Below are 22,309 nucleotides of genomic sequence, written 5' to 3' on the forward strand. Positions count from 1 at the left end.
ACCCCACTATCCTCCCGCCCTCCCGTCATTCCCCTCGTTGATCATGAAGTTAGCGAGTGTTTGGGAGAGCGGGCGGGAGAGCGGGAGGGTGGGAGGGGAGGGTGGGGGAGGATGGTGGGGTGGGACGGGGTAGTGAGCGGCGTGGGGTGTTGCGGGTGGATCTTGGTGCGGGGGAGGTGGGGCAGGGCCGGGTGCGGCGGCTGGACACCCTCGCCGCCGAGGAGCCGCTGGAGATCCGGGTCGGGCCGGCGGGTCCGGGCCGACGCCGGCCCCTCTCCGTCACCATGCGTACCCCGGGTGCGGATCTGGATCTGGCCCTCGGGTTCCTGCTCACCGAGGGGCTGATCCGCTCGGCGGACGACGTGTCCACCGCGCAGCTCTGTGCCGGCGCGGAGACGCCGAACACCTACAACGTGGTCGACGTGGCCCTGGCGCCCGGCGTGCCGGACCCGGTCGCCGACGCCACCCGGCACTTCCACACCACCAGCGCCTGCGGGGTGTGCGGCAAGGCGAGCATCGACGCGGTGCGTACCCGATCGCTCTTCGACGTGGCCGGCGATCCGCTCACCGTAAGCGCCACGCTGCTGGCCGAGCTGCCGGAGCGGCTACGGGCCGGGCAGCGGGGCTTCGACCGCACCGGCGGGTCGCACGCGGCGGGGTTGTTCTCGGCCGACGGCGAGCTGCTGGTGCTGCGCGAGGACGTGGGCCGGCACAACGCGGTGGACAAGGTGATCGGCTGGGCGGTACGCGAACGGCGGCTGCCGCTGGTCGGGCACCTGCTGCTGGTCTCCGGCCGGGCCAGTTTCGAGCTGACCCAGAAGGCGTGGATGGCCGGGGTGCCGCTGCTCGCGGCGGTCTCGGCACCGAGCACGCTCGCGGTCGACGTGGCCGCCGAGGCCGGGCTGACCCTGGTCGGCTTCCTGCGCGGCCAAACAATGAACGTCTACACCGCCCCCCACCGCGTCACCCCCTGACCTCCCCTGGTCGTGGCAGTGTGGCTGCGCGACACGCCGATGCGAGAACAGCCACACTGCCACGAGCCAAGGGCGGCGCCACGCGACGCGTGAACGCTGGCAACCTGGTGGGCCGACAGTTTCTCAGCGGTTCGCGAGCATCTCGAACAGCCCCAGCCGGACGGCGGCGTCGCGGGCGATCAGGAAGCCGGCGATGCCGAGCACCCAGCCGAGCATGCTCCCGGACGACCGGACGATCCACCCGTTGAGCCGGGCGAGCACCGGCTCGACCCGCCTCGGCCAGGCCACCCGCGCACCCAGCAGCAGCACCGCCGGCAACACCATGACCAGGCAGTATCCGGCCAGGAGCGCGATCACGTTCGGCACGCCGAGACCCGAGGTGGTGAGCAGGCCCAGGGCGCCGAGGTACGGCAGCATGGTCGCCACCTCGGCCAGCGCGGCGAACACGGCCAGCCCGACCAGCCAGCGCGGCGACGAGTCACCGGCGGTCACCCGATCCCGCCAGCGCAGCACCCGGCCGGTGCCCGCGCCCCGCTTGCCGTCGTACCGGAAGCTCAGCACGAACAACCCGATGCCCAGCGCGAGTTGGCCCCAGAGCACCGGCCGGTTGTCCAGCGCGCCGCCGAGCAGCTCGGCCAACCCGCTGCCGCCGAAGTAGAGCAGCAACCCGACGACGAAGTAGAAGCCGGCGATGGTGCCGAGGTAGGTCAGCACCCGACGGACGCTCACCGGCCCCGGAGCGAGCAGCAGCCAGACGGGAATGAACAGGGTGCCGATGCTGGTGCTGTCGATCAGCGCCAGGCCGGCGAGGGAGAGCAGCAGGGCGAGGCTCATGCCGGATCACGTACCAGTTCGGACATGCGCTGATTATCCGTGCGCGCCGCCACCCGGTTCATCGACCGCCAGGGGCCGCCGAGCAGCGGGGTGAGGACCACCAGGAGGTAGCCGGCGCCGACCACGACCAGGGTGACCGTGGTGCCGGCATGCTCGCTGGCGAAGCCCGCGCCCAGCGCGCCGAGCGGAACGGCGGCCCACGCGGTGGCGCCGATCACGCCGTAGACCCGGGCCCGCATCCGGGGTGGCACCCGTTCGAGCTTGATGGCGCCGATCAGGGGATTGATCGCCCCGGCGGCGAAGCCCGCGACCAGGACCATGGCGAACAGCACGGGCAGCGGCAGCCCGGCGGCGAGGCCCCAGAACGGCGTCGGGCCGGCCACCGCGAAGGCCACCACGAAGGTCGGCCGGCGGGGTAGCCGGTGGCCGATCGCGCTGAACACCAGCGAACCGACGAGGGCACCGCCGCCCATGCCGCCGACGAGCAGCCCGAGGGCCGCCGCCCCGCCGAGATCCCGGTGGGCGACCACGGGCAGCAGCACGTTGGTCTTGGCGGCGTCGAAGAAGTTGGTCACCAGCACCAGCAGGACCATGACACGCAGCAGCGGTTCGGTCAGCAGGAACCGCACTCCGGCGGCGAACTGGCGCCAGTAGCCGCCGCTGTCGTCGGCGGTCTCGGGCTCGTCGGCGCCGGGTTGCATGCCGGCCGGTACCAGCACGGCGACCACCACGGCGGAGAGCACGAACGTCGCCGCGTCGATGACCAGCACGGGTAGTGCCCCGAGGGTGGCGACCAGCAGGCCGGCCACCGGTGCGCCGAGCAGGCGCGCACCCCGCTCGGTCGCCTCCATCCAACCGATCGCCCGCTCGACGGGCAGGCCGGCGGCGGTGGCCGCCTCGGGTAGCAGGGCTATGCGGGCCGTCTGGCCGGGTGTGTCGAGCAGATTGCTGACGAAGACGAGCACGAGCAGGGCCCAGAAGGGCAGCCCGACGGTGGCGTAGAGCAGTGGGATCGCGGCGATCGTCACGCAGGAGACAAGGTCGGCCAGCACACTCGCGCGGCGGTAGCCGATCCGGTCGACCATCACCCCGCCCAGCGCGCCGCCGAGCACGATGGGTGCGGTCGCGACGGCGCCGGTGATGCCGGTGGCGACCGGCGAGCCGGTCTCGACGAGGACGTAGAGCGGCAGCGCGATGATCGTGAGCATGTTGCCGGTCAGCGAGACCGCGTGCCCGATCAGCAGGCCGGCCAGGGGAGCCCGCGACCGGCCGCTCACTCCGGCCGCCGGAACGCGTGGTAGATCATCGTGACCGGGCGGGCGTCGGCGCGGCCGGGATCGCTGCGCTCCTGCCAGCGCGCGGCCAGCGCCTCCAGGTCGGCGCGCAGCTCCCCCAACTCGTCGGCGGTCAGGTGGTACGCGTTGTCGCTGCTGGCGGTGCCGCGTACCCACTCCGGCTCGAAGGTCGGCTCGGCGGCGAGGTAGCTCTGCAACGCCGTCTGGTATCGCTCCAGCACGGCCCGGCGCAACAGGTCGGAGGCGGCCTTGCGCTCCGGGTCGTCCAGCATCTCCAGCGGCTCCCAGGAGGTGAGGGCGTGCGCCGCGCGCCACCAGCGTTCCCGGCGGTTGCGGGCGCACTCCGGTGCCTCGCGCACGAAGCCGTGTTCGGCGAGCTTGCTCAGGTGGTAGCTGACCGAGCCGACCGCCTCGTCGACGATGTCGCTGAGCATGCCGACACTCTGCGGCCCCCGGATGCGCAGCTCGCCGAGGAGCCGGAGCCGGGTGGGGTGGGCCAGCGCGCGCATGGCGCGCGGATCGGTCAGGTGCAGCACCGGTTCGTCGTTCGGCATGCCGCCAGGCTAGACGTACAAGAGATGACGTACAAGACTTCTTGTTGTTCATCGTGGTCGGCGCCGGGAGCGGCGCCTGCCCCGCCGCAGCTCCCTCGGCGGCCCGCCCGCCGGCCAGCCGTCGAGGCGGGACGGCGGCACCCCCCGCCGGAGCAGATCGTCCAGCAACCCGGCGAGCGAGTAGTCAGGATGCTCAGCCAGCACCCGCTCCAGTGCCACGGCCGCAAGCGCGCCCTGCCCGTCCCGCCAGGCGGCGAACGCGAGCAGGGATCCGGGGGCGGCGATCAGTGCCGGCTCGGCCCGACGCAGCACCTCGGCCCAGAACGCGATGTCGTCGTCCCGCCCGTCGGTGCGTTCCCAGGCGTGGTCGCGTACCGGAAGGTGGGTCAGGAGCAGGCAGAGCCAGGCCAACTCGTCGTCGGTCAGGGGCTCGCCGCTGCGGTGCCGTCGCCGGGTCGCCCGGATCGCGGCCGCCCCCGCCGCCCGCAGCGCCCGGGCGCCGAGCAGGTCGGTGGCGGGCGCCGTCGCCAGCAGATCGGCGAGCCGCCGTTCCGCCCGGTCGGTGGCCTGCCGCATCGCGTCCCCGCCGGCCGGGGCAACCTGCGCGGCGAGCGCCGCCCGGTCGGGCAGCGCGACCTGGCCGGCGAAGACGGCTGCCGCCGGCACCGTGCTCGCCTGCGGGTCGTAGCGGGTGCCCTCCGGCGGGCAGCACTCCGGCTCGGTGCAGAGGTACGACCACCAGCGCCCGTCGGTCACCCGCAGGGCGTCGAGCACGGCCAGCCCCGCCTCCGGCAGCGCGACCCGGACGGCGTCCACCGCCGGGGTCACCCGGCTCGCCGGACCGTACCCGATCACGGTGGCCGAATCGGCACCCTGGCGGGCGGTCACCTCGGCGATGTGCGTCGCCGCCTCGCCCGGGTCGACATCGTCGGGGAGGTCGCCAGGAAGATCGCCGCGCGCGGCGAAGACGACCCGCGAGCCGGAGAGCGCCACCACCACCACGCTGTCGGCGGGGTGGAAGCCGAGCAGGTACGGCACGGCGGCGATGAGGTCGGCGGGAGAGCGGACGGTGAGCCGGGGCAGATCGGTCGAGTTCATACCGGCAGCCTGCGGGCCGACCGGCGAGCGCCGCTGCCCCTGTGGACGACACGCTGGTTATCCACAGCTACCGACCGTAACTCCCCAGCTCAGCCCCGATCACGTCGGCGCCGGGATCTGCTCCCGCATGAGGCCAGGCGATACGTTATGAGGCCAGGCGATACGTTGCGGGGATGGATCTGGCGTACCTGCGGGCGCATCCGGAGCAGTTGCCGACCTTCCTGACCCACCAGCGGATCAGGGAGACGCCGGTGAGCGGCGGCGACATCTGCACCGCGTCCCGGCTGACCCTGGACGACGGTCACTCGGTGTTCACGAAGACCTGGCCGGAGCACGCCGGCCGGCCGGTGCCGGAGGGGTTCTTCGCCACCGAGGCGGCCGGGCTGAGCTGGCTACGCGAGGCCGGCGCGGTCGCCGTACCCGAGGTGCTGGTGGCCCTGCCCGACCTGCTCGCGCTGGAGTGGATCGAGCCGGGTGAGCCAGGCCCGGAGGCCGCCGAGCGCTTCGGTCGGGAGTTGGCCGGGCTGCACGGGGCCGGAGCGCCCGCGTTCGGTGCCCGGTGGACGGGGTTCATCGGTGCGCTGCCGGCGGACAACACGCCGGACGACGGCCCGTGGGCGGACTGGTTCGCCCGGACCAGACTGCTGCCCTACCTCCGACGCTCGGTCGACGGCGGCGCCCTCACCGGCGCGGACGCGACGCTCGTCGAGCAGGTCGTGGCCCGGATCGGCGAGTTCGGCGGCGACGAGCCACCCGCCCGGATCCACGGTGACCTCTGGCCGGGCAACCTGCTCTGGAGCAGCGGCGATGGCGGCGGCGATGGCGATGGCGGCGGCCGGGTCTGGCTGGTCGACCCGGCGGCGCACGGCGGGCACCGGGAGACCGACCTGGCACAGCTGGCGCTCTTCGGCGCAGCGCCGCACCAGGACCGGATCCTGGCGGCGTACCGGGAGAGTTGGCCGCTGGCCGACGGCTGGCGCGGCCGGGTGCCGCTGCACCAGTTGCACCTGCTGCTCGTGCACACCGCCATCTTCGGCGGGGCGTACCGTGATTCGGTCACCCGGTGCGCGCGGGACGCCCTGCGCGGGGTCGGGCGCGCTACCGTCGACGGGTGAGCCTGGCCCCGCCGACCGACGGCGCCCCGCCGACCGACGGTGTCCTCGTCGACCGGTACGGCCGCGTTGCCCGGGACCTGCGGGTGTCCCTGACCGACAAGTGCAACCTGCGCTGCACCTACTGCATGCCCGCCGAGGGACTGCCCTGGCTGGCCGGGCCGCAGTTGCTCACCGACGACGAGGTGATCCGGTTGATCCGGATCGCGGTCTGTCGGCTCGGGGTGGACGAGGTGCGGTTCACCGGCGGTGAGCCGCTCATCCGTCCCGGACTGGTCGGCATCGTGACGGCCGCCGCCGCACTGGACCCGCGCCCCCGCATCTCGTTGACCACCAACGGCATCGGCCTGCACCGGCTCGCTCCGCTGCTGCGCGCCGCCGGCCTCGACCGGGTCAACGTCTCGCTGGACACGCTGGACCGGGAGCGCTTCACCCGGCTCACCCGGCGGGACCGGCTGTCCGACGTGCTGGCGGGCCTGGCCGGGGCGGCCACCGCCGGGCTCACCCCAATCAAGATCAACACTGTGCTGATGCGCGGCGTCAACGACGACGAGGCGCCGTCGCTGCTCCGCTTCGCCCTCGACCACGGCTACGAGCTGCGGTTCATCGAACAGATGCCGCTCGACGCCCAGCACGGCTGGGACCGCGCCGCCATGGTGACCGCCGAGGAGATCCTGGCCACCCTGCGTGCGGCGTACGACCTCAGCCCGGACCCGACCGACCGGGGCGCGGCGCCCGCCGAGACCTGGCTGGTCGACGGCGGTCCGGCCCGGGTCGGCGTGATCGGCACGGTGACCCGACCGTTCTGCGGCGACTGCGACCGGACCCGGCTCACCGCCGACGGCCAGATCCGCAACTGCCTGTTCGCCACCGAGGAGTCAGACCTGCGCCACGCGCTGCGGGCCGGGGCCGACGACGAGGAACTGGCCCGGCGCTGGCGGGCGGCGACGTGGGGCAAGCGGGCCGGGCACGGCATCGACGACCCGTCGTTCCTGCAACCCGCCCGGCCCATGTCGGCCATCGGAGGTTGACCATGGCGAGCGTCACCGTCCGCTACTTCGCCGGGGCGCGGGCCGCCGCCGGCCGCGCCGAGGAGACCACCGCCGCCGGCCGGTCGTTGGACGAGCTGCTGACGGAGCTGGCCGAGCGGCACGGCGGGCGGATGGTGCCCGTGCTGGCGGCGTCGAGTTTTCTGGTCGACGGCGTGACCTGTCATGATCGGCACAAGCCGCTGCCGGCCGGGGTGACGATCGACGTCCTGCCTCCCTTTGCCGGCGGCTGAGGGGATCCACACGTGTTCGCGGTAGTCGGCTTCGTGACGACCCTTGCCCTGATCACCGGGCTGATCCACCTGTACCTGTGGAAGCGGCTGGTCAGGGACACCACCACGGCGGGGCGCTGGCGCCGGGCCGGCACGGTCACCGCCGTGGTGCTGGCGCTGCTCGTACCGGCGACCATGGTCGGCACCCGGGCCGGGATGTACTGGCTCGCCTGGCCGGGCTACCTCTGGCTCGCGCTCATGTTCTACCTGCTGGTGCTGCTCGTCGTGCTGGAAGTCCCGATGCTCGTGACCCGGCTGGTGTGGCGCGGCCGGTTCGCCGTGGCCAGGCCGGAGCCGGTCCTGGTCGGCACGGCCAGCGCGCCCATCCCGGAGCTGTCCACCGATCCGCCGACCGGCACGGCCGCACCAACCGGCGCGGACGAACCGACCGGCGCCACCGAGCCGACCGGCGCCACTGAGCCGGCCGCCACCGACTCCCCGGCACCGCCGGCCCCCGGCGCGGCCGGTCCGGACCATGACCCGGGCCGTCGGCTGCTGCTCGCCCGGGGCGCCGCGATCTTCGCCGGGCTCACCGCCACCGGGCTGGTCGGCTACGGCGTACGCACCGCGATGGGCCCGCCGCAGCTGGATCGGGTACAGGTGCCCCTGGCCAGGCTGCCCCGCAGCATGGACGGCCTGCGCATCGCCACCGTCTCCGACATCCACATCGGGCCGCTGACCGGCCGCGCCCACACCGAGCGGATCGTCGCCGCGATCAACCGCCTGGACGCCGACATCGTCGCCGTGGTCGGTGACCTGGTCGACGGTACGGTGGCCGAGCTGGGCGACGACGCGGCTCCGCTGCGCGGCCTGCGGTCCCGCCACGGCAGCTACTTCGTCACCGGCAACCACGAGTACTACTCGGGGGTCGAGGAGTGGGTTGCCGAGGTCGACCGGCTCGGGCTGCGGGTGCTCCAGAACCAGCGCCGGGAGATCGCCGCTCGCGGCGGCGTGCTCGACCTGGCCGGGGTCAACGACGTCTCCGCCGTGGGCAGCGGCGTCTCCGCGCCGCCGGACTACGGCGCCGCACTGGGCGACCGTGATCCGTCCCGGCCGGTGGTGCTGCTGGCCCACCAGCCGGTGGCCGCGCTGGAGGCGGCGAAGTACGGCGTCGACCTGCAACTGTCCGGCCACACCCACGGCGGCCAGATCGTCCCCTTCAACCTGCTGGTCAAGCTGGAGCAGCCGGTGGTCTCCGGGCTGGGTGAGGTGGACGGCACGAAGGTCTACGTCACCAACGGCGCCGGCTTCTGGGGGCCGCCGGTGCGGGTCGGTGCGGAGCCGCAGATCACCCTTGTCGAGCTTCGTTCGGCATAGCGCAGCTCACCTTCAGCGCGTGGCGTCGCGCGGGAGCGCGGCCGGTCGTGGCAGGATGCGGCGTGCCCCCGTTCAACGCCGTACCCCCCGGTGGCCGCCCGCCCTTCGTCGCGGACCTGCACATCCACTCGAAGTACTCGCGGGCCTGCAGCCGCGACCTGACCCTGCCGAACCTCGGTTGGTGGGCCCGGCGCAAGGGCATCGCGGTGCTCGGCACCGGTGACTTCACTCACCCCGCCTGGTACGACCACCTGCGCGAGACGCTGCATCCGGCCGAGCCCGGCCTCTACCGGCTGTCACCGGAGGCGGAACGGGACATCGCCCGCCGCCTGCCGCCCCGGCTGGCCAGCGCGGCGGAGAGCGATCCGGTCCGGTTCATGCTCAGCGTGGAGATCTCCACGATCTACAAGCGGGACGACCGGACGCGCAAGGTCCACCACCTGATCTACCTGCCGGATCTGGACGCGGTGGGTCGGTTCAATGCCGCGCTGGGCCGGATCGGCAACCTCGGGTCGGACGGCCGGCCGATCCTCGGTCTGGACTCGCGTGACCTGTTGGAGATCACCCTGGAGGCGAGCCCGGACGGTTTCCTCGTCCCGGCGCACATCTGGACCCCGTGGTTCTCCGCGCTGGGCTCGAAGTCCGGCTTCGACGCGATCGCCGACTGCTACGCCGACCTGGCCGACCACATCTTCGCGGTGGAGACCGGGCTCTCCTCCGACCCGGCGATGAACTGGCGGGTCGGCAGCCTGGACCGCTACCGGCTGGTCTCCAACTCCGACGCGCACTCACCGCCCGCGCTCGCCCGCGAGGCCACCGTCTTCGCCTCGGCCCGGGACTACTTTGGCGTACGCGAGGCGCTGCGCACCGGCGACGGGCTGGCCGGCACGATCGAGTTCTTCCCCGAGGAGGGCAAGTACCACGCGGACGGCCACCGGCTGTGCGGGGTGAACTGGGCGCCCGAACGGACCCGGGAGGCCGGCGGGCGCTGCCCGGAGTGCGGCAAGCCGTTGACGGTGGGCGTACTGAGCCGGGTCGAGGACCTGGCCGACCGGCCCGAGGGGTACCGGCCGCAGCGTGTTCCCCAGGTGACCCACCTGATCCAGCTCGCCGAGATCCTCGGCGAGATCAACAAGGTCGGTCCACGGTCGAAGCGGGTCGAGGGGAAGCTCACCGAACTGGTCGCCGCGCTCGGTCCGGAGCTGGAGATCCTCACCCGTACCCCACTGGACGAGATCGGCCGGGTCGGCGGTGAGGTGCTCGCCGAGGGCATCGCCCGGCTGCGCCGCGGCGAGGTCCGCCGCGTTCCCGGCTACGACGGCGAGTACGGCGTGATCACCCTCTTCGACCCGGCCGAGCTGGGCCGTGCCGGGGTGTCGGCCGGGCAGGAGACCCTGTTCGACGTGCCGGTTCCGGCGCAGCGTCGGCCCGTGGAGCCGACGGCGACACCGCACGCCAAGGCGACTCCGGAGGCCAGGGCGAAGCGGCCGGCGGGCAAGGCCGAACCGAAGCGCGAGCCGGCCACCCCGGCACCGCCGATCGCGCCACCGCCCTCCCCGCACGAGCCGTTCGAGCCGATGCTCGCCGGGATGGAGGAGGTCGGCACCGGCCTGCTGGACCGGCTCGACGCGATGCAACGGGTGGCCGCCTCGGCACCCGGCGGCCCGCTGCTCATCGTCGCCGGACCGGGCACCGGCAAGACGCGTACGCTGACCCACCGGATCGCGTACCTCTGTGCCGAGTTGAACGTCTTCCCCGAGCAGTGCCTGGCGATCACCTTCACCCGGCGGGCGGCGGAGGAGTTGCGGCACCGCCTGGACGGCCTGCTCGGCCCGGTCGCCGAGGACGTCACCGTCGGCACCTTCCACTCGCTGGGGCTGACCATCCTGCGCGAGAACGCCGGGGCCGCCGGCCTGCCGGACGATTTCCGGATCGCCGACGACGCGGAACGGACGGCGGCCCGCGCCGAGGCCGGCGAGGACGCGGCCCGCTACACCGCACTGCTGCGCAAGCAGGGCATGGTCGACCTCGACGAGTTGCTCACCCTGCCGGTCGCGCTGCTGCGGGACGACCGGGAACTGGTCGAGCGGTACCGCGACCGCTGGCGGTGGATCTTCGTGGACGAGTACCAGGACGTCGACGCGGTGCAGTACGAGCTGCTCCGCCTGCTCAGCCCCGCCGACGGGAACCTCTGCGCGATCGGCGACCCGGACCAGGCCATCTACTCGTTCCGTGGCGCCGACGTCGGGTACTTCCTGCGCTTCTCGCAGGACTTCACCGACGCCCGGCTGGTCCGGCTCAACCGCAACTACCGCTCCTCAGCGCCGATCCTGGCCGCGGCGGTACAGGCCATCGCGCCGTCGTCGCTGGTCCGGGGCCGCCGGCTGGATCCGGCCCGGCTCGACCCGGAGGCCCCACTGGTCGGCCGGTACGCTGCGGCCTCCGTCGCCGACGAGGCCGACTTCGTGGTACGCACCGTCGACGACCTGGTCGGCGGCCTCTCCCACCGGTCGCTGGATTCGGGTCGGATCGACGGCCGGTCGACCACGCTCTCCTTCTCGGACATCGCGGTGCTGTACCGCACCGACTCGCAGGCCGCACCGATCGTGGACGCCCTGGCCCGGGCCAACATCCCGGTGCAGAAGCGCTCGCACGACCGGCTGCGGGACCGCCCCGGCGTGCTGGCGATCGCCCGCGAGCTGCGGCACGCCCCGGGTCTCGACGGTGCCCTGCCCGCCCGGGTACGCCTCGCCGCCCAGGTGCTCGCCGAGCGGTTCGCCATCCCCACCCTCGACGGGTCGGGTGGGGTGCGCCCCGAGGATGTCCGGACCGCGGTCGACCTGCTGACGCCGCTGGCCCGGCGGTGCGGCGACGACCTGGAGGCGTTCCTGTCCCAGCTCGCCACCGGGGCGGAGGTGGACGCCCTCGACCCGCGCGCCGAGGCGGTCACCCTGCTGACCCTGCACGCCGCCAAGGGACTGGAGTTCCCGGTGGTCTTCCTGATCGGCGCCGAGGACGGGCTGCTGCCGCTACGCTGGCCCGGTGCACCCCCCGACGACGACGCGGTCGCCGAGGAGCGGCGGCTCTTCTTCGTCGGGCTGACCCGGGCCCAGGACCGGCTCTACGTGAGCCACGCCGCCCGCCGGGTCCGGCACGGGTCGGAGCGGGACTGCCGCCCGTCGCCGTTCCTCGACGTGGTGGATCCGGGTCTGTTCGAACGGCTCGGCGACAGCGCCGGACCGCGCCGGCCGAAGGATCGCCAGCTACGGCTCATCTGACCACCCGAGCCGCGGGTCGGTCGGTCGGGTAACCGACCGACCGTCCGTCGCGCCGGTGGCCCTGTCGTAGACACTACGGTGACGTGGGCGACGGTCGTCGGATCGTGGGCCCGGCACCACCCACCGGCTCCACCACTGGCTCAGGAGGGCGTCATGGCGAACTACGGACCACCGAGCGGCGGCCCGCAGCCGTGGCAGGAGCCGGAACCCGGAGACTGGTACGACCACGGCCGGTCCCCCGACCCGCCCCACGACCCGGCCCAGCTCTACGGCGCCGGCCAGCCCTACCAGCCGGGTCAGACCTACGGCTCCGGCGTCACCTACGGATCCGACCCCAGGCACGAGTCCGATCAGACGCACGGCTCCGGCCAGGGCTACGAGTCCGGCCGGACCTACGGCGCGGGCCAGACCTACGGCGCGGGCCAGACCTACGGGTCGAGCCAGGGCTACGAGCCCGGCCAGGGCCATGGATCCGGGCCGTATCCGTCCGGCGGCCCGGATCACCAGGCCGGGCAGCCGTGGAGCGGGCACTCCGCCGGGTGGCCCGGGGCGGGTCACCGCGACGGGCAACGCGGACCGGAGCACGGCGATGACGGCCGCAGCCCCGGGTCGGGCTACGCCGGCAACCGCTACGGCGGGGCCGACCCGGGATACCCGTCGCCGCCGCCGGGCACCCGGGCGCAGCCGGCCTATCCCGGCGACGCGGCGACCACGTACGAGGGCGCGCCCGTGCCACCGCCGGAGCGCGGGCGCGGTCGGGGGCGGATCCTCGCGGTGCTGGCGGTCGTGCTGGTGCTGGTGCTGGGCGGCGTGACGACGTCCTATCTGCTCGGGTCGGACGACGAGCCGCCGATCCCGCTGGCCGCGCCGACCGAGGAGGCGGCGGGGCCGGCCCTGGACGCCTCGGACGAGGACGAGACACCGGCCGACGACCCGGCCTCCGGCTCGTCCACCGACCCCCGGTTCGTGCAGGCCGGACAGTGTCTCCGCAACGACGCGCCGGCCGGCGGTCAGCCCAAGCTGCTGATCAGCGACTGCGTACCGAAGTCGTACGAGGTGCTGCGGCGCGTCGACGGGAAGACCAGCGGTGAACGCGACGCCGAGGCGAAGTGCGCCCAGGTCGACGGCTACACCAACTGGTACTTCTACGACAGCGAGCTGGACTCCCTCGACTTCGTGCTCTGCCTCAAACAGCGCGACTGACCCGATTGGCAAAACTAGTGCTGTCTAGCATGGACGCTAGACAGCACTAGTTTATTGTCGAGGGCAACACGCCGGTACCGCCGTCTATCCATGTCTAGCCCTTCGGCTAGACGGCCCGATACTCTGCGATTCGTGGATCCGGTCCGCAACCCGTACGCACCGGGCGCCGGTCAGCGCCCGCCCGAACTCGCCGGGCGGGGGCGGGAACTGGACGTCTTCGACGTCGTGCTGGAACGGATCGCGCGGGGCCGACCGGAGCGCAGCCTGATGCTCACCGGCCTGCGCGGCGTCGGCAAGACGGTCCTGCTGAACACCCTGCGCTCCCAGGCGATCAACCGGCTCTGGGGCAGCGGCAAGATCGAGGCGCGACCGGATCAGTCGCTGCGCCGGCCGATCGCCGCCGCCCTGCACATGGCCGTCCGGGAACTCGCCCCCCGGCACCGGGCACCGGACCGGATCGACGCCTTCCTCGGCGTGCTCAAGGCCTTCGCCCAACGGGGCGCACCGACCGGTCGCGGCGGCACCGCCCCGAAGCTGCGCGACCGGTGGCAGCCCGGCATCGACGTGCCGGCGGCCAGCGGGCGGGCGGACTCCGGCGACATCGAGATCGACCTGGTGGAGCTGCTCACCGATGCCGCCTCGGTGGCCAGTGACGTCGGCACCGGCGTCGCGATCTTCATCGACGAGATGCAGGATCTCGGGCCGGAGGACGTCTCCGCACTCTGCGCCGCGTGCCACGAACTGTCCCAGCTCGGCGCGCCGCTGATCGTGGTCGGTGCCGGGTTACCGCACCTGCCGGCGGTGCTGAGCGCGGCCAAGTCGTACTCCGAGCGGCTCTTCCGCTACCAGCGCATCGACCGTCTCGACCGGATCGCCGCCGACCACGCACTCTGCGCGCCGGCCGAGCGGGAGGACGTGGAGTACGAGGCGAAGGCCCTCGACCTGCTCTACGAGAAGTCCGGCGGGTACCCGTACTTCGTCCAGGCGTACGGGAAGGCCACCTGGGACCATGCCCCCCGATCACCGATCACCGCGGCGGACGTCCGGGTCGCCGCCCCGGAGGCCGAGGCCGAGCTGGCCGTCGGCTTCTTCGGGTCGCGCTTCGAGCGGGCCACCCCCGCCGAGCGGGAGTATATGCGGGCGATGGCGACGCTCTCCCTGGTCGAGGGGGCGGCCGGCGGTGGCGGACGGGACGACATGGACGCGGCGGTGCCGACCGCCGAGATCGCCCGCGCTCTCGGCCGCAAGCCCGCCAGCCTCTCCCCGGCCCGGGACGCCCTGATCAAGAAGGGGCTGATCTACTCCGGCGAACGTGGCACGGTCGCCTTCACCGTCCCGCACTTCGGCCGTTACCTGCGCACCCAGCCGGCCTGAGGCGGCTGGGCGGTCCCCTAACCGGGAGAAGCCCCCGGCCGGGTGGCCGGGGGCTTCTCTGCGAGGTGCGTCAGGCGACCGGGCCGCCGGTCTTCGCCAGCTCGACGAAGCCGCGCCACGCCGCCGGCTGGAAGCTGAGCGTTCCGCCGTCGCGGTCCTTGGTGTCCCGGACCAGGACGACACCGGAGAGGTTGTCGGCGACCTCAACACACGCACCGCCGTTGTTGCCGCTCTTGCTGCTCTTGCGCCACTGCGCGCCGGTCATGTCCATGATGCTGCCGCTTCCCTGATGAGTTCTAGGGACTGCGTCCGTGACAGCGCCTCGCCGCGGATGCGTTCCCACCTGCGACCCAGGGTAGCAACGTCCGCAGCCTTATCGATGATCTGTGCCTCGGCCTGGCTGTCGGCGTGACCGAGCACGCTGCCGTCGTCCAGCTCGGCGAGGATGAAGGGTCCACCCAACCCGGGGTACATCCCGACGGTCGCCGGCACGACGTGGATCGCGATCGTGGGCAGCGCGCCGCACGCCACCAGGTGCTCACACTGCTCCCGCATCAGCGCCCGGTCACCGTAGGCGGACCGGCGCAGGATCAGCTCGTCCAGCACCACGACCAGCATCGGCGGGTCCTCCCGGCGCAGGATGGCCTGCCGCTGGAGACGCGCCTCCACCAGCCGTCCGACGTCGTCGGAGGTCAGTCTCTCCCCGGCCAGCGTCGCCCGCGCGTACGCCTCGGTCTGGAGCAGGCCCGGCACCCAGGTCAGCTCGAACCAGCGCAGCGCCACCGCCTCGCGTTCGATGTCCACCCACCGCCGGAACCACGCCGGCTCGCGTCGCTTGAGGACGTCCGGCCACAGCTCGGTCACCTCGCGGCCGAGCACCGTGGCGACCCGCCTCCGGGTCTGCGGGCGCGGAATGCGTCCGTGGCTTGCCCACCGCGCGGCGGTCTTCGGGTCGACCCCGACCTGAGCCGCGAGGGAGTCGGCGGTCTCGCCCGCCTCGGTCATTGCTGCGACGACGGCACGGTTCACTCCGAGATCCTTCCTGGACGTCCGAGAACACTCGGTGTCCATCCTGCTACGGGGTGTATGTGACGGGCAATGGTCGGGAGGGTGGGAATCAGGACGGCACGAGCCAGTGGAGGCATCCCCCGAGCCCGCTGGTGGTGCTGTCGGGCCGCCCCCAACCGGCGAGCACCCACGGGGGCGGCCCACCCAGATCTCGTGTCGACCGAGGAGGCACCCGTGGCCGCACAGCAGCCCCCACCGCGACGTCCGGTGACCGACCGGCGGGAGGACGGGACTCTCCGGATCCGTCCTGGCGTGTACCTCCTCGGCCAGGAGGCGTCCCCGCAGTTCCACAGGCCGATCCTGGTCCGGGTGATCCGCGAGCTGACCGAACGGCAGCCGCCGTACGGCTGGACCTGGGTGAACTGCTATCAGCTCGACACGCACGGGGACGCGGCCGAGAAGCGCCAGTTGTTCGTGATGCCGGAGGGGATGCGCCCGGTGCACGTGCCACCCGTCCCGTATGCCGCCCGACGCCGGCCGGCGAGGGCCGCCCGGTGAGCGATCAGCACGACGGACACATCCCGTCCCGCCCAGCGTGGCGCTGCCGGACCTGCGGTGCACCGTGGCCGTGTCAACCGGCGAAACTGCGCCTCCTCGCCGAGTACGCCGACAACACGCCGTCGCTCATGGTCTACCTCGTGACGCTTCGCGAGGAAGCCGCCGAACAGCTCGCCGAACAGACCTCGGGCGTGCGGCCGACCGGCTTGCACAAGCGCTTCACGGACTGGGTCCCGGTCCGCCGGTCGACGTGAAGACGCCCGGCCCCGGGCCTCTCGCGGTCCTGGCTGCTCAGGCTCGGCGACGGAGTCGATGGGCGAGCGCACGGCTCTGACGCAGCGCGGACCGCACAGGGACCGGCAGGTGCTGCACGACCCTCCGGCCGGGCGGCCGTTCTCCGGGTGCCATGCCCTCGTACAGGGCGACGCTATGCGGGAACGGGATCTGCGGCTTGTGCGCCTCGCGCAGCACGCGGACGCCACCCAGCGAGTACAGCTCCGCCACGCGGGACTTGATCTGCTCTCTGGCCTCGGGGTCGGTCGTCATCAGCGTGGTCACCGCCGGCGGGAGGCCGGCGGCCGCCAACCGGGCGTCGTAGCCGGGGTCCGCCTTGCCCGGCTGGAAGACGTGCTCGATGCCGTTGCGCTCCAGGAAGCGGGCAAAGCGGTCCCAGCGCGGTGCCTGCCCGGCGTTGAAGGCGGTGTAGTCGGCCTGGGCGTACAACTCGGCGGCGTCGACCGTCGGGCTCACGTCGGGCACCAGGCTGTGCGGAATCTCGTGGTACCCGGCCAGCTCCAGGGTCCGGCTGTCGTGCGCCAGGACGTGGGCGGGCGTACCGGCGGACAGCGCCACGATGTTGCCGTGGATCCGGGTGCCGAAGGAGAACTCCTGCTCGGCGAGGTAGCGCATCCAGGTCGAGGTGTCGACGAAGAACCGGATCCGGTCCTCCCGGTAGAGCTGGTGGCCGGTGTGGTGCGGCAGTCCCCGCCGGACGTTGTCCGGGTGGGTTCCCCACAGCAGCAGCTCGAGAACCTCGTCGCCCTGTGGCACGTAGACCATGTTCGGGTAGCGCTTGGCGTGCCGGGTCGCGACCCGATCCATCAGCTTGACGTACGGGGAGATGTTGATCGTGAAGCGACTCTCCGACGTGATCTCGGCGACCCGCTTGGTGACCTGGAGGTTCGGGCCGTCGCGGAACAGCGACGGGCAGCCGACGGCATCGACCACGTCGTCGCCGAAGCCCAGCTCGGCGAGGTAGGCGCGGGTGAACTCCCCCCGTACGCCGATCGACGCCGACTTGTCGAGCACCGCGCTCACGAACCGACGCACCGCCACGCGCAGCTCGTCGGTCGGCGGCGGGAACGGGTTGTCGAGACTGCCCGCGCCGCCCGCGACACCGACGCCGATCACCACGACCGGAATCCGCAGCCTCTCGATCACCCAGGTCAGGCGCTTGAGGTTGTCCAGGAAGCTCAACCGGAACGCATTGGCCAGCGGCACCACGAACAGGTCGTACTCCTCGTTGACCCGGTTCACGTACGCCTGGTCCACGCCGGGCCGTTCGCTGAGGAAGGAGTTGGAGACCACCTCGGTCCCCGGCACGCTGATGAGCTTGTGCACCGCCTCGGTGAAGACGAGGTTGCCGACGTTCCGCCCGAAGATGCCGTGCTTGTACAGCGCGAGGGAAAGCTCGGGGCTGACCGGAGTGAAGGGGTCCTTGGCAGAGCGCAGCAGGACACGGGTCATGCCACCCGATGCTAGCGACTGGTCCGCGTAACTGCCCGTCGGCGGAAAAGGATCAGACCTTGGACCACGGCGGCGGAAAGACCACCTCACCCTGCGGCGGTGGCGGCTCACCACTGGTCGTGGGTGGTAGGACCAGCGCCTGCCACGGCTCACCCAGGCCGGACCACGGGCTGGTCAGGCCCAGCCGGTCGGCCCGGCTGAACCCGAACCGCCGGTAGTAGGCCGGGTCACCGAGCACCACCACCAGCCGCTCGCCCAGCTCCGTCGCCGCCTCCAGGGCGGCCTGCACCACCGAGGTGCCGAGCCCGATCCGCTGCCGGTGCGGCGCCACCGCCACCGGTCCGAGCGCCAGGGCCGGCACGCTGTCCGCGCCCACCAGCACCCGGGTGAGCAGGGCACAGCCGACGATCTCCCCGCCGTACTCGGCGACCATCGCCAGCTCCGGCAGCCAGGCGTCGCCGCCCCGCAGCTCGTCGACGAGGCGTACCTCCGGTGGGACGGCCACGTCGGGCCGGGCGAAGGCCGCGGCCAGCACCCGACGGACCGCGCCGGTGTCGGCCGGATCCTCGGGACGTAACCGCAGGGTCGTCACGCGGCGAGGTTACCCCGTGCGGCCCGTCCATCCACGACGCTCCCCCGAACGGGGCGTGGACACCGCGACCACCCGATCGATCGACATGCCCCGTTGCGGGGCGTAGCGACGTCCAGGACAGGGTATGACTGTCCCATGACGCCCGTACGATCCCTCGCCCGCGCCATGTTGAGCGGCATCTTCGTGGTCAGCGGCGCCCGCAACTTCGTCCACCCCGACCGCCTGGCGCCCACCGCGAAGCCGATCACCGATCGGGTGGCACCGCTGCTGGAGCGGGCGAACCCGCGCATCCCCACCGACACCGAGACGCTGATCCGGGCCAATTCGGCCGTGCAGGTCGGTACCGGGCTTATGCTGGCCACCGGGCGGTTCACCCGACCGGCGGCCCTGTTGCTGGCCGGCACGCTGATCCCGGTGACCCTCGCCGGGCATCCCTTCTGGCGCAACGACGACCCGGTCGCCAAGAACAACAACCAGATCCACTTCCTAAAGAACCTCGGTCTCTTCGGTGGACTGTTGCTCGCCGCGGCGGACACGGAGGGTAAGCCTGGCCTACGGTGGCGGGCCGGCCACCGGATCGGCCACTCTCGACGCTCGGTGCGCCGCGCGGTGCGGACCGCCCGCCGCGAGGCCCGGATCGCCGTCCGCTCCGCCTCCGCCGCTCGGCGACTCCCCGGCTGAGCTGCGATCCATCCGCCCCCACCCCGGCTAAGGCCGCGAATCACCTGAACCGCCCGGCAGGCGTTAACGCGGTGGAAATGTCAAAAGAATGTGTGGGATCGGACACGGTCGCATAACGCGGGAGGCACTGACGTGAGGCGCCGTTCTAGGCTCCGTACCGGACCTGGACGGGTAGGACGACCTTGGTACGGGGGTGGCCACGCCATGCCGGCGAGCGTCGGTAAAGGGCTGGACCGCCTCGCCACAGTCCGTCGCGCAACGCGTGGGATCGATCGTAGGACAGTCGTACGGGCTGGCATCGTGGCCGCCGTCGCCTATGCCGCATGGCTCGCCATCGGCGCGTTCGGGCGTCCGTACAACTTCTTCGACATGAAGATCTACCACGGCGCGGTGGTCTGGTGGGCGAGCGGCCGCCAGCTGTACGAGTTCGTCGCGCCCGACACCACCCTGGGTTTCACCTACCCGCCCTTCGCCGGCCTGGCGATGCTGCCAATGGCACACCTGCCGGTCGCCCTGGCCGGTCTGGTGAACGCCGCAGTCAGCATCGCCGCACTGGCCGTGGTGCTGGCGGCGCTGCTGCGACCGATCGTGGACCGGCTGGGCTGGCCCCTGTGGTACACGGTGGCCATCGCCACGCCGCTCGCCGTCGCCATCGAACCCACCCGGGAGACCCTCGGCTACGGGCAGGTCAACCTGCTGTTGTTCGCCCTGGTCATGGCCGACCTGATCGCCCTGCGCTGGCGGTCGCGCCGGGGCACGCATCAGGCCGAGAGCGACGGCCCGCTGCTGCGGTTCGTCTACGGTGGCGCCTGGGCCGGCGTGGGGATCGGCCTGGCCACCGCCGTCAAGCTGACCCCGGCCCTGTTCATCCTCTATCTGATGATCACCCGCCAGTGGCGGGTGGCCGCGACGGCCACCGCCACCGCCATCGGCGTGACCATCGGCAGCTTCGGCATCGTCGGGGCCGAGTCCCGCGCCTACTTCGGCGGCGTGCTGTGGCAGACCGAGCGGGTGGGCGCCGCCGACATGACGCCCAACCAGTCCCTGGCCGGCCTGCTGGCCCGGCTCTACGACTCGATCGAGACCCCCGGGCTGCTCTGGCTCGCCTTCTCCGTGCTGCTGCTGGCGCTCGGCCTGTCCCGGGCGTCCAACGCCCACGCCGACGGCGACGAACTGACCGCGTTCACGCTGGTCGGCCTGACCGCCAACGTGATCAGCCCGATCTCCTGGACGCACCACCTCGTCTGGGTGATCCCGGCGATCATCGTGCTGGCCGATGCGGCGATCCGCCGCCACGACGCCAGCCGGGTGCCGGTCCTGCGTCCCACACCGGCGCCGTACGGCGGCCCGCCGGGAGTGTCCGCACTCCGCCCGCCGATCTGGTACCCGACGCTGACCGGGCTCCGCCACGGCATCGCCGCGATCGGGCTCTACCTGCTCTTCCTGATCTCCCCGATCTGGCCGTACGAGCACCAGTTGCCGGAGGTCTCCCACTACGAGGACGGCCTCTTCGGCGCGCTGATGGAGAACTCGCTGGCGCTGGCGCTGATCGTGCTGGTCGCCGCGCTGCCCTGGCGGCCCGGCGCGGAGCCCGCCTTCCACACCGACCGGCTGGCCCGCACCGCGATGCTGCACGGGCGGCGGTAGCGCGGGCGGGGCGCGGCGGTCGTGCGGTGTGCCCCGGCGACACCGTCAGGGGCAGTTGACCCATTCCTCGGTGCCGTCGGCGAAGACCTGCCGTTTCCAGATCGGCAGCCGGGCCTTCGCCTCGTCCACCAGGCGGGCGCAGGCCGCGAACGCGGCGGCCCGGTGAGCGGTGCTGACCGCCGCCACCAGGGCCACGTCGCCGATGGTCAGTGGACCGGTCCGGTGCGACACCGCCACCGCGTACACGTCGGGGTCGGCGGCGATCTCGTTGGCGACCTCCCACAGCACCTTCTCGGCGCTCGGGTGGCCCTCGTACTCCAGGCTGGTCACCGCGCGGCCGTGGTCATGGTCGCGGACCACCCCGGCGAAGGAGACCACCGCGCCGGCCCGCCGGTCGGCGACGGCGGCCTCGTGCGCGGCCAGATCCAGCGGCTGGCCCGTGACGGCGCTGATCGCGATCACGATGCCCGCTCCCCGGGCAGCAGCGGCAGCGGTACGACCGGCACCCGGTCCCCCACCGCGCCGGTGCTGCCGGGCCGGATCACCGCGAACCCGTCCGCAGCCGAGAGCCCGCGCAGCATGGCCGAGCCGACGTGCCGGACCGGGTGCGCGGTGCCGGCGACCCGATCGAGCCGCACCAGCGCCAGGTGGGTGTGGTCGCCACGCCCGGCAACGGGCTCGGCGAGGGTGGCCTGCGGCAGCACCGGCAACGGCCGGCCGACCAGGCCGGCTAGCAGCGGCGCGACGAGCGAGACCAGCGCGACGATGGCGGACTGCGGGTTGCCGGGCAGCCCCGCGACGAACCGGGTCCGGCCGTCGGTGCCGACCAACCGGGCCAGGAGCATGGGAAAGCCGGGGCGCACCGCGACCGTGTTGACCACGTAGTCCGCGCCCAACGCCGCCAGCGTGGGATGCAGGTGGTCGACCGGGCCGTGCATGGTGCCACCCGTGGTGCAGACCAGGTCGGCGCCGTCCAGCGCGCCACGCAGCGCGGCCACGTGGGCGGGAAGCGTGTCGGCGACCGGGCCGACCACGTCGGCCGGGCGCACCTGGCAGCCATACCGGCGCAGCCAGCCCGGCACCGCCGGCCCGAGCGCGTCGCGGACCCGGCCGGCGCCCGGCGGACCCGTGGTGAGCAACTCGTCGCCGAAGACCAGCAGCGCGGCCCGGGGCTGCCGGCGTACCCGCAGCATGTCGTGGCCGCAGGAGGCGGCCAGGCCGATCACCGCCGGGTCGACCGGCGTGCCGGCCGGGAGCAGTTCCTCACCGGCGCTGGCCTCCTCACCGGGCAGCCGCCACTCCGGCGTCGCGCGCGCGACGCCCTCGATCAACCCGGCCGGGGTACGCGTCGACTCCTCCACCCGCAGCACCGCCGAGGCTCCCGCCGGCACCATCGCCCCGGTGGCGATCTCGACCGTCGTCCCGTCCTCGGTCAACGGGGCCGCCGAGTGGCCGGCCAGCACCCGCCCGGTGACCCGCCACGGGCCAGCACCGCGCACCGCCCAACCGTCCACGCTCGACGTGGGAAACGCCGGCAGGTCCGTCCGGGGGGTGAGCGGCTCGGCCAGGGTGTGCCCGTCGGCCTCGGCGAGGGGACGCTCGACGGCGGCGAGCGCGGCGGCCAGGCCGGCCGCGTACACCCGGGAGCGCGTCTGCGCCCAGTCGGCCGGTGGTGGCGCGGCGGCCTCATCGACAGACGCGATTTCCGTTCTCACCA

The 22,309-nt window shown here is 73.0% G+C and carries 21 protein-coding genes; 11 read left to right on the plus strand and 10 right to left on the minus strand.

The features are described from left to right. The first annotated feature begins 119 nt into the window (after nucleotides 1–119). The gene (gene fdhD / locus O7615_RS12345; protein WP_278177605.1) at nucleotides 120–974 is read left to right on the plus strand and encodes a formate dehydrogenase accessory sulfurtransferase FdhD; all 855 of its coding nucleotides are present in this window, start codon (nucleotides 120–122) and stop codon (nucleotides 972–974) included. A gap of 123 nt (nucleotides 975–1,097) precedes the next feature. Here the strand turns inward: fdhD and O7615_RS12350 are convergent, their stop codons facing one another. Genes O7615_RS12350 through O7615_RS12365 form a run of 4 tightly spaced genes read right to left on the minus strand, consistent with a single transcriptional unit; the run spans nucleotide 1,098 to nucleotide 4,755 of the window. Continuing rightward, on the minus strand, nucleotides 1,098–1,808 hold the full coding sequence (locus O7615_RS12350; RefSeq protein WP_278177606.1) for a GAP family protein: 711 nt from the start codon (nucleotides 1,806–1,808) through the stop codon (nucleotides 1,098–1,100). Continuing rightward, entirely contained in the window at nucleotides 1,805–3,085 is a 1,281-nt protein-coding gene (locus tag O7615_RS12355; protein WP_278177607.1) for an MFS transporter, read from the minus strand. The genes O7615_RS12350 and O7615_RS12355 overlap by 4 nt, the downstream gene beginning before the upstream one ends. Continuing rightward, on the minus strand, nucleotides 3,082–3,657 hold the full coding sequence (locus O7615_RS12360; protein ID WP_278177609.1) for a helix-turn-helix domain-containing protein: 576 nt from the start codon (nucleotides 3,655–3,657) through the stop codon (nucleotides 3,082–3,084). Before O7615_RS12360 ends, O7615_RS12355 begins: the two co-directional genes overlap by 4 nt. Nucleotides 3,658–3,705: 48 nt before the next feature. Continuing rightward, the gene (locus O7615_RS12365) at nucleotides 3,706–4,755 is read right to left on the minus strand and encodes a DUF4192 domain-containing protein (protein ID WP_278177610.1); all 1,050 of its coding nucleotides are present in this window, start codon (nucleotides 4,753–4,755) and stop codon (nucleotides 3,706–3,708) included. Nucleotides 4,756–4,928: 173 nt separating this feature from the next. On the opposite strand from O7615_RS12365, the gene O7615_RS12370 reads away from it, so the two are divergent. From O7615_RS12370 to O7615_RS12400, 7 genes are all read left to right on the plus strand, one after another. Beyond that, nucleotides 4,929–5,870: a fructosamine kinase family protein gene (locus O7615_RS12370; RefSeq protein WP_278177611.1), complete on the plus strand. Its 942-nt coding sequence runs from the start codon at nucleotides 4,929–4,931 to the stop codon at nucleotides 5,868–5,870. A gap of 2 nt (nucleotides 5,871–5,872) precedes the next feature. Next, nucleotides 5,873–6,898 (plus strand): GTP 3',8-cyclase MoaA, encoded by a 1,026-nt coding sequence (moaA, locus tag O7615_RS12375; RefSeq protein WP_278182078.1) that lies wholly within the window; start codon nucleotides 5,873–5,875, stop codon nucleotides 6,896–6,898. Nucleotides 6,899–6,900: 2 nt separating this feature from the next. Next, nucleotides 6,901–7,149: a MoaD/ThiS family protein gene (locus tag O7615_RS12380; RefSeq protein ID WP_278177612.1), complete on the plus strand. Its 249-nt coding sequence runs from the start codon at nucleotides 6,901–6,903 to the stop codon at nucleotides 7,147–7,149. Between the two features lie 12 nt (nucleotides 7,150–7,161). After that, the gene (locus O7615_RS12385) at nucleotides 7,162–8,505 is read left to right on the plus strand and encodes a metallophosphoesterase (RefSeq protein ID WP_278177613.1); all 1,344 of its coding nucleotides are present in this window, start codon (nucleotides 7,162–7,164) and stop codon (nucleotides 8,503–8,505) included. A gap of 62 nt (nucleotides 8,506–8,567) precedes the next feature. Then, nucleotides 8,568–11,783 carry a UvrD-helicase domain-containing protein gene (locus O7615_RS12390; protein ID WP_278177614.1) on the plus strand — a complete coding sequence of 1,072 codons (3,216 nt, stop codon included), beginning with the start codon at nucleotides 8,568–8,570 and terminating at the stop codon, nucleotides 11,781–11,783. 153 nt (nucleotides 11,784–11,936) lie between these two features. After that, nucleotides 11,937–12,986, plus strand: coding sequence for a flagellar basal body protein FliL (locus O7615_RS12395; protein ID WP_278177616.1), 1,050 nt, complete (start codon nucleotides 11,937–11,939; stop codon nucleotides 12,984–12,986). A 132-nt stretch (nucleotides 12,987–13,118) separates the two neighbouring features. Then, on the plus strand, nucleotides 13,119–14,360 hold the full coding sequence (locus O7615_RS12400; protein WP_278177618.1) for an ATP-binding protein: 1,242 nt from the start codon (nucleotides 13,119–13,121) through the stop codon (nucleotides 14,358–14,360). 70 nt (nucleotides 14,361–14,430) lie between these two features. On the opposite strand, the gene O7615_RS12405 is transcribed toward O7615_RS12400, so the two are convergent. Continuing rightward, nucleotides 14,431–14,631, minus strand: a complete 201-nt coding sequence (locus O7615_RS12405; protein ID WP_278177619.1) for a DUF397 domain-containing protein — start codon at nucleotides 14,629–14,631, stop codon at nucleotides 14,431–14,433. After that, nucleotides 14,622–15,389, minus strand: coding sequence for a DUF5753 domain-containing protein (locus O7615_RS12410; RefSeq protein WP_278177621.1), 768 nt, complete (start codon nucleotides 15,387–15,389; stop codon nucleotides 14,622–14,624). Before O7615_RS12410 ends, O7615_RS12405 begins: the two co-directional genes overlap by 10 nt. 213 nt (nucleotides 15,390–15,602) lie before the next feature. On the opposite strand from O7615_RS12410, the gene O7615_RS12415 reads away from it, so the two are divergent. Next, nucleotides 15,603–15,926: a hypothetical protein gene (locus O7615_RS12415; protein ID WP_278177623.1), complete on the plus strand. Its 324-nt coding sequence runs from the start codon at nucleotides 15,603–15,605 to the stop codon at nucleotides 15,924–15,926. A 291-nt stretch (nucleotides 15,927–16,217) separates the two neighbouring features. Here O7615_RS12415 and O7615_RS12420 read toward each other — a convergent pair whose 3' ends face one another. Together O7615_RS12420 and O7615_RS12425 are read right to left on the minus strand one after the other, a co-directional pair. Next, nucleotides 16,218–17,672 (minus strand): polysaccharide pyruvyl transferase family protein, encoded by a 1,455-nt coding sequence (locus tag O7615_RS12420; protein ID WP_278177625.1) that lies wholly within the window; start codon nucleotides 17,670–17,672, stop codon nucleotides 16,218–16,220. Nucleotides 17,673–17,724: 52 nt separating this feature from the next. Beyond that, nucleotides 17,725–18,264, minus strand: a complete 540-nt coding sequence (locus tag O7615_RS12425; protein WP_278177626.1) for an N-acetyltransferase — start codon at nucleotides 18,262–18,264, stop codon at nucleotides 17,725–17,727. A gap of 135 nt (nucleotides 18,265–18,399) precedes the next feature. On the opposite strand from O7615_RS12425, the gene O7615_RS12430 reads away from it, so the two are divergent. Together O7615_RS12430 and O7615_RS12435 are read left to right on the plus strand one after the other, a co-directional pair. Further along, complete coding sequence (locus O7615_RS12430; protein ID WP_278177627.1) at nucleotides 18,400–18,945, plus strand: DoxX family protein; 546 nt, start codon at nucleotides 18,400–18,402, stop codon at nucleotides 18,943–18,945. A gap of 204 nt (nucleotides 18,946–19,149) precedes the next feature. Continuing rightward, nucleotides 19,150–20,592, plus strand: a complete 1,443-nt coding sequence (locus O7615_RS12435) for a glycosyltransferase 87 family protein (RefSeq protein ID WP_278177628.1) — start codon at nucleotides 19,150–19,152, stop codon at nucleotides 20,590–20,592. Between the two features lie 45 nt (nucleotides 20,593–20,637). Here O7615_RS12435 and O7615_RS12440 read toward each other — a convergent pair whose 3' ends face one another. Both O7615_RS12440 and O7615_RS12445 read right to left on the minus strand, forming a co-directional pair. Continuing rightward, nucleotides 20,638–21,057: a molybdenum cofactor biosynthesis protein MoaE gene (locus O7615_RS12440; RefSeq protein WP_278182079.1), complete on the minus strand. Its 420-nt coding sequence runs from the start codon at nucleotides 21,055–21,057 to the stop codon at nucleotides 20,638–20,640. Further along, nucleotides 21,051–22,307, minus strand: coding sequence for a molybdopterin molybdotransferase MoeA (locus tag O7615_RS12445; RefSeq protein ID WP_278177629.1), 1,257 nt, complete (start codon nucleotides 22,305–22,307; stop codon nucleotides 21,051–21,053). The genes O7615_RS12440 and O7615_RS12445 overlap by 7 nt, the downstream gene beginning before the upstream one ends. Nucleotides 22,308–22,309: the final 2 nt, after the last annotated feature.

It is taken from the genome of Micromonospora sp. WMMD1082 (assembly GCF_029626175.1).
Classification (GTDB): domain Bacteria; phylum Actinomycetota; class Actinomycetes; order Mycobacteriales; family Micromonosporaceae; genus Micromonospora.

Bases quoted from the DNA above. Each gene is read 5' to 3' on its own strand.
- O7615_RS12350 (WP_278177606.1), bottom strand. From the start codon at position 1,808: ATGAGCCTCGCCCTGCTGCTCTCCCTCGCCGGCCTGGCGCTGATCGAC.
- O7615_RS12360 (WP_278177609.1), bottom strand. From the start codon at position 3,657: ATGCCGAACGACGAACCGGTGCTGCACCTGACCGATCCGCGCGCCATG.
- O7615_RS12365 (WP_278177610.1), bottom strand. From the start codon at position 4,755: ATGAACTCGACCGATCTGCCCCGGCTCACCGTCCGCTCTCCCGCCGAC.
- O7615_RS12370 (WP_278177611.1), top strand. From the start codon at position 4,929: ATGGATCTGGCGTACCTGCGGGCGCATCCGGAGCAGTTGCCGACCTTC.
- O7615_RS12380 (WP_278177612.1), top strand. From the start codon at position 6,901: ATGGCGAGCGTCACCGTCCGCTACTTCGCCGGGGCGCGGGCCGCCGCC.
- O7615_RS12395 (WP_278177616.1), top strand. From the start codon at position 11,937: ATGGCGAACTACGGACCACCGAGCGGCGGCCCGCAGCCGTGGCAGGAG.
- O7615_RS12405 (WP_278177619.1), bottom strand. From the start codon at position 14,631: ATGGACATGACCGGCGCGCAGTGGCGCAAGAGCAGCAAGAGCGGCAAC.
- O7615_RS12420 (WP_278177625.1), bottom strand. From the start codon at position 17,672: ATGACCCGTGTCCTGCTGCGCTCTGCCAAGGACCCCTTCACTCCGGTC.
- O7615_RS12430 (WP_278177627.1), top strand. From the start codon at position 18,400: ATGACGCCCGTACGATCCCTCGCCCGCGCCATGTTGAGCGGCATCTTC.
- O7615_RS12435 (WP_278177628.1), top strand. From the start codon at position 19,150: ATGCCGGCGAGCGTCGGTAAAGGGCTGGACCGCCTCGCCACAGTCCGT.